Source organism: Schleiferilactobacillus shenzhenensis LY-73, assembly GCF_000469325.1.
Taxonomy (GTDB): domain Bacteria; phylum Bacillota; class Bacilli; order Lactobacillales; family Lactobacillaceae; genus Schleiferilactobacillus; species Schleiferilactobacillus shenzhenensis.
In genome coordinates, this window is sequence record NZ_KI271612.1 from 21,108 (window position 1) to 27,524 (window position 6,417).

Below are 6,417 nucleotides of genomic sequence, written 5' to 3' on the forward strand. Positions count from 1 at the left end.
AAATGGCAACACAACTAACTCAATATGATCGGGAACTTCGGGATGCGATGAAGCGAGCCGATCGGCAGGCAAAGACGCAGCAAGCAGAGTTTACAAATCGGATCAAGGGCGCAACTGTTGGCGGCCGTGCCGTGGCCTTTAATGTGTCACCAACAGGAGCACGAACAATCTGGGTGGCCCCGAAGAATGCCAAAGCCGGCAATTCAACGTTTGCCGACGAATATTACAAATCAGGTGCAAAAGGATCGTATAAGAACTCTCATATGCCGGTAGGGGCTGGCTCTGAGGGTGGATTGATCGTAAATAGCCGGAGTGAGGCAGAGCGAGCTATGTCAGAGCGAAATAGCGCGGCAGCAAAGCCTGCTGGTGGCACGAAGAAGGCTGTTTCCAGAACGGCTAAGGTCGTGGCGAAAGCTACGTTACGTGGTAAAGCAACTTCTGGCCGGCGAGGGCGTTAATCATGGCGCGGCGGGTAACTGTGCCAACCATGCCTAGTGCCAAGGGCCTGAGCTTCGGAGATTACATGAAAGCGTCGAAAGAAGCACAAGACTTCTGGCCCAAGACCATAGCAGCCAACGGCAACAAGCCATTTTCGGTGCGTGGAACGACCAGCGAGGGCAAGAGCTATCTGGCGATGACTGTAACCCCCAGCGCACGCCAAGGCGTGGACTACCAGCTGACCAGGTTTGATCACCAGTCACAGCCCATGTCGCATTTGGACATTCACGGCAAACTCACTGATGCAGCCAATATTAAGACGCTGACCCGCGAGCTGCCGCGCAGTTCTGGCGAAGCCAAGTTTGAAATGGAAAGCGGCGGTGGGTCATCGAGTTCGCGCCGCTCAAAAAGTCTAAAGGGAAAAGCGACGGCGGGTTCACGCGGTCGGTGATAGCGAGGTGGTGGGAGATGTGGCCCGAGGCAAATACAAGCAGTGGATAACACCCAATGGCCTTGGAAAGCTTGAAGAATGGGCAAAACAAGGCTATACGGATGAGCAAATCGCCAAGAAGCTCGGGATCAATCGGACCACGCTCTACGCCTGGCAAAAACGGTACCCCGACATTGTCGACGCCCTAAACCGTGGAAAAAAGGTCTCAGACGACAAGGCCGAAGCGGCACTTGAAAAGATCATTGGCGGCATGGTTGTTAAAGAAAAGACCTACCGCATGGTCAAGATTGACCCGGACAAGGTCAAGGCGCGGCGTGCCCAGTACATCAACGCTTGGAAGCTGGACCATGAGTCAGCAACCGAGAACGAGATCAAGGACGCCATGTTTGCCGCCGTCGAGAAGATACCGACCATGGAAAAGATTCAGATTTCGCAAGTCGAGCGCGAAGTGCCACCCAATGTGTCGGCATTGATTTTCTTTCTTAAGAATCGGCGTCCTGATCTGTATCGGGACCAGGGTCAAGCAGATTTGGCGGCTGCACAGGTGGAAAAGGCCAAAGCTGACGCCCGTCGCGCCAACGCCGAAGCCGACATTGCTGAACTCAAGCAGCGGCTCATGTCGGGTGATGACGCCGAAAAGAAACTGGGGGATATGTTGAAGAAATTGGATGATGCAATTGGCAATGACTGATATGTTCACACCGAAGCAGTTGCAAGTGCTGGACTCGCAGCATGACGACAGCTGGTTCCTGCGGATCTGCGACGGTGCCGTGCGGTCGGGCAAGACGTATGTGGACAACGTAACATTCTTGCTGGAACTCATGCGTGTCAAAGAGATCGCTAACAAAGAGAAGGTCAAAGAACCTCAATATATATTAGCCGGAACATCGTCAGGGACCATTCAGACCAACATTCTTCAGGAATTGAGCAATGATTTCGGTATTGAATTCAGCTTCGACCGGCATAATTCATTCAAGCTATTCGGGGTTAAGGTGATTCAGTGCTTCACCGGCAACATTGCTGGACTGCGCCAAGTACGTGGGATGACGGCATACGGCGCCTACGTCAATGAAGCAACGCTTGCCAATCACGAAGTATTTCAAGAAATTATTGACCGGTGTTCTAAGCCTGGTGCGCGGATCATTTGCGACACCAACCCGGACCAGCCGAAGCACTGGCTTAAAACTGATTACATCGACAAAGACAACGATTCGATCATTCGATTTCATTTCACCATCGAGGACAACACATTTCTGCCGCAGAGCTACATTGATCACCTAAAAGAGACCACGCCAACGGGCATGTTCTATGATCGGGCGATTCGTGGGCTTTGGGTAGCCAACGAGGGCATGGTTTACAGCAACTTCGATGCCGAAACGATGGAAATCACCCAAACAGAGTTCAGACGTCGCACAGAGCACCAGATGCTCACCTATTACTGTGGCGTTGACTGGGGCTATCAGCATAAGGGTGTCATTCTACTCGTTGCTGAAGCACCTGACGGCACGCGCTACCAGCTGTTCGATCGCACGGCCCAGTTCAAAGAAATCGACTATTGGGTATCGGTAGCACGGGAAATCGCGGCGAAATACGGCCGAAACATTCCGTTCTACTGTGATTCAGCCCGGCCCGAACACGTGGCACGTTTTCGCCGTGAAGGGTTCAACGCGATCAACGGCTACAAGAACCGTCAAGACGGCATCGAAAATGTGGCGAAAGCATACAGCAGCAACAAGCTATACATCGTCAAGGAAGGCGATAACGCGTTCAGTGATGAGGTCTACAGCTACGTCTGGGATGAAAAGACTGGCGAGCCGGTCAAGGTCAACGATGACGTGATGGACGCGCAGCGGTACGCCATCGCGACGCGGATCAAGCTCTTGCAGCTGCCACACAATGCCAGCTACGAAGCGCAAGCAGCGATGTTACGGAAATACGGACTATAAGGAGGCGAAACCATGGCAACAACTGACGATCAAGAAGCATATTATTCAAGCTTACCCGACGCGGTGCGCCGGAACACGGTCAACATGCTCAGCGGTCGGCGTTTCGCCTTGACAGCACGGCAAGAATATCGTTTTCCACAAGATTTGTTTGATCAAGCCAAGAACGACCCGGCAGCTTTGGGCAAGATTGCCACGACGTTCATTTCTGATCACTACAACAATCAGGTGCCGCGGATTATGACGCTTGAGCGGTACTACGAGGGCGACAACGATATTCATTACTGGCATTCACACAAGAAGCCGACACAGGCGGACAACCGCATTGCGACGGGCTTTCCGGCGTATATTACCAATATTCGGGTGGGCTACCGCTTTGGCAACCCGCTCAAATATGAGTACAACGCACCCGATGGTGGTGGCGAAACCGCTGGCGACGATCTCATGACCGCAATTGGCTATTTTAATACCAGTAATGACGAACCATATCACGAAAAGGTGTTGGGCAAGAACGCTTCAGTCACTGGGCGTGCCTATGAACTGCTATATGTTGGCAAGGATGAGACAGAACCGTCACTGCGGGCAATCGACCCGCTTAACGCGTTCGTGGTTTACGACACCACTGTTGAACAGCATTCTCTATTTGGCGTCTATTACTACGCGTCAGACATTCTAGGCGTGGGCAAGCGATTCTACGTAACGATCTACACGGACAGTGAGATGTACACCTACGAGCCCGTAGGTGGTCCTAGTGCGGAACTTAAACCGCAAACGGATAATGAGCATTTCTTCGGGGCCGTGCCGCTGACCGAGTTTTTGAATTCGGATGAGCGCATGGGCGACTGGGAAGCCAAACTGGATGAGATAGATGCCCGCGACAAGTCGTTATCTGAGATGGCAAACAGTCAAGAGGACTTCAACAATGCAATTCTCATGATCACCGGTGATTTCGCCACCGACGACCAGCAAGTCATGGATGCTCATGGTCAGCCGATGACGGACGCCAATGGTCAGCCAGTCATGACCAAGAAGCCGCTCAACATCAATGCCCACGATAATTATCTGTGGCTCAAACCAGCCGTCACATATGACATCAACAATAGCCCAACGGCTGCCCAGCCCAATGCCCAATACCTGACCAAGCAAACCAACGGTGCTGAGTGGCTCAACTATCTCAGCAAATTGGACGGCGATATTCACAAGGACACCAACACGCCCGACACCAGTGATCAGAATTTCAGTGCAAATGCGTCCGGCGTGGCGATGGCCTACAAGTTGTGGGGCAGCGATCAGGAACGCGTGATTCAGGAATCACTGTTCTTGCGCGGGCTCATGCGCCGGCTGCGTCTGCTGGCTAACTACTGGCAGAAGAAAGCAGAAGTCTCGGCAGCGAGCAACCCGAACAACATTCAAGTGACGTTCACGCCCAATATGCCGAAAAACAACGCTGAAACCGTTACAGAAATCACTGCACTGGCGAACGTCAAGGCGGTGTCAGATGAGACCATTCAGTCAATGGCCGAGGCCGTGACGGGCGTCAAGCCAGAGGAAGAGCAGAAACGGCTGAAAGAAGAGGCTGATGAAGCACCAAAGATTCAGATGCCGGGCGATTACCCGCCGATGTTCACCAGTGCGGACAAACGACAGCAGGCAACTCAGCAAAGCCCGCAAGGATTTCAAACTGAGCAGGGCGCTTCACGAGCTGATGCAGTAGCGGCTGTTGCTGCCATGCGGAGTAAGGAGCCGAATTAATGGAGCGTAAAGACGTACTCAATTTGGCTCGGCATGTCTATGGTGCACAGGATCGTCGAGTGGAAGAACTGACTAACATGTTTGCCACGGCGGCGGACGACATCATCAATCTGCTGGCACGTTTCGTGGCCGACAAGGCCAACTGGAACGCCAAGGCGCCAAGAGCCGATGTGCAGAAGCTGATGAACGACATCGCTCAACTGGCGGTGCAGGCATCGGTCAATGACCGGCCGTTTGTTGATCAGACCTTTCGTGATGAACGGATTCAGACCAACGGCGATCTGGCGAAGTTGCAGACCAACGTGATCATCGTCAAGCTGGCGCTCAACCAAGCCGACACGCTGCGGTATGACATACATCGGACGGATCAGCTGGCTCAGGACGTAGCGGCCAATAACGGCAAGCTGCCGAAAAGCAACGATACCGGCGGCCACTACACGCGGGAGCGTTCTGCGGTTGCCATTGATAAAGTGGTGCAGCAACATGCAGCTGAAAACGGCTGGCAAGGCGGATCTGCCGATGCCCGTGTACACAAGGAAAAAGCGGCGCTAATGCGCAAACTAGATGATCGGGTGGACACAATTTTGAAGAACGGTCAAAAACCGCAAGACTTCGCCGACGAGATCAAGAACGACCTCAGTGCTTCGAAGAGCCGCGCCGAACGGATTCTGCGGACCGAGACCGCTGGACAGATGTCCCGTAACTTGGTTCAGGATTTTTCGAGTCGCGGCGTCAAGAAATACATGATCGAATCAGCGTTGACCGCAACAACCTGTCAGGAATGCGAAGACCTGGACGGAAAAGTGTACAGCATGGATGAAGCCGAAGAGGGCGTCACGCTGCCGCCGTTCCACCCGAACTGCAAATGCACCATCATCGAAGTCCATGACGAGGAATTCCACACCGACTTCTCGCAGATGCCGAGCGACTACGGCGGGGCGTTATTCGATACAAGCAATATGTAATTTTGGCCTGATCAGTGATCGGGCTTTTTTCATGCCTTTTTTCGGTACAGGCGTTAAAGAAACCAGACGGCTTATCGCAGCCTAAAAACGCATGGAGGTACTGCAATGTTTGTAACTGACCTAAATAATTACCGATTAATGGACGCCGATTCTGGTGCAGACGCGGGCAACAGTGCGTCTGCAACGCCTGAAACGGGCTCAGAAACGGGCTCTCAACAGTCGCCAGACACGAACAAAAATGATGATAATTCATCGAATGGTTCAGATGATGACAAGGGCGAAAAATCGTTCAGCCCCAAAGAAGTTCGGGCCATGATCGGTGCTCAGGCGACGAAACACTTGGATGATTTCAAAACGAACGACCTGCCCAAGATTTTGGCGGATGCTCGCAGCAAATGGGAAGCCGAAGCCAAGATGTCACCCGAAGAACGTGAGCAGACGCAAAAACAAGAGCAGGAAAGTGCGCTTGCCAAGCGTGAAGCGCAGCTTGATCACCGTGAGGCGGTCGACTATACGCGTAGCAAGCTCATTTCTGCCGGCTTGCCCACTGACTTCGTTGAGTCTCTGGCTGTCGATAAGGATACCGATGCCACGGATAAAAATGTTGAGGCGTTCACCAAGACGTTCAGCGCGGCTGTGCAGAAGAAGGTCGCCGAGCGTATGAAAGGCAAGTCAACGCCCGGCGTAGGTGCTGGATCACAACACACGACCAGCACCGATTTGGGTCAGTTACTCGCAAAGCAGCACGCTTCTGATACACGGTCAAGCAAGGCCGAGGACTATTTCTTCGGTGGCAAAAACAAATAGGAGGTACCCGAATTGTCAACCGAAGTGCAACACTGAAGCCTAAGGAAGAGGAACGGTCTAC

7 protein-coding genes are annotated in these 6,417 nt (G+C 52.9%); all 7 read left to right on the plus strand.

Annotated features, from left to right (window positions below; all coding sequences use genetic code 11):
• Positions 1–2: 2 nt before the first annotated feature.
• The 7 genes from L248_RS13865 to L248_RS13895 all read left to right on the plus strand — a co-directional run bounded on the left by L248_RS13865 (position 3) and on the right by L248_RS13895 (position 6,356).
• Positions 3–458, plus strand: coding sequence for a hypothetical protein (locus L248_RS13865; protein ID WP_040536967.1), 456 nt, complete (start codon positions 3–5; stop codon positions 456–458).
• Positions 459–460: 2 nt separating this feature from the next.
• Positions 461–889: a hypothetical protein gene (locus L248_RS13870; RefSeq protein WP_040536969.1), complete on the plus strand. Its 429-nt coding sequence runs from the start codon at positions 461–463 to the stop codon at positions 887–889.
• A 19-nt stretch (positions 890–908) separates the two neighbouring features.
• The gene (locus L248_RS13875; RefSeq protein WP_040536971.1) at positions 909–1,580 is read left to right on the plus strand and encodes a helix-turn-helix domain-containing protein; all 672 of its coding nucleotides are present in this window, start codon (positions 909–911) and stop codon (positions 1,578–1,580) included.
• Positions 1,558–2,835, plus strand: coding sequence for a PBSX family phage terminase large subunit (locus tag L248_RS13880; RefSeq protein WP_245585317.1), 1,278 nt, complete (start codon positions 1,558–1,560; stop codon positions 2,833–2,835). Before L248_RS13875 ends, L248_RS13880 begins: the two co-directional genes overlap by 23 nt.
• A 12-nt stretch (positions 2,836–2,847) precedes the next feature.
• Positions 2,848–4,584 (plus strand): phage portal protein, encoded by a 1,737-nt coding sequence (locus L248_RS13885; protein WP_022530897.1) that lies wholly within the window; start codon positions 2,848–2,850, stop codon positions 4,582–4,584.
• Positions 4,584–5,549, plus strand: coding sequence for a minor capsid protein (locus tag L248_RS15435; protein ID WP_022530898.1), 966 nt, complete (start codon positions 4,584–4,586; stop codon positions 5,547–5,549). The genes L248_RS13885 and L248_RS15435 overlap by 1 nt, the downstream gene beginning before the upstream one ends.
• Before the next feature lie 105 nt (positions 5,550–5,654).
• Positions 5,655–6,356, plus strand: a complete 702-nt coding sequence (locus tag L248_RS13895) for a DUF4355 domain-containing protein (protein ID WP_040536972.1) — start codon at positions 5,655–5,657, stop codon at positions 6,354–6,356.
• Positions 6,357–6,417: the final 61 nt, after the last annotated feature.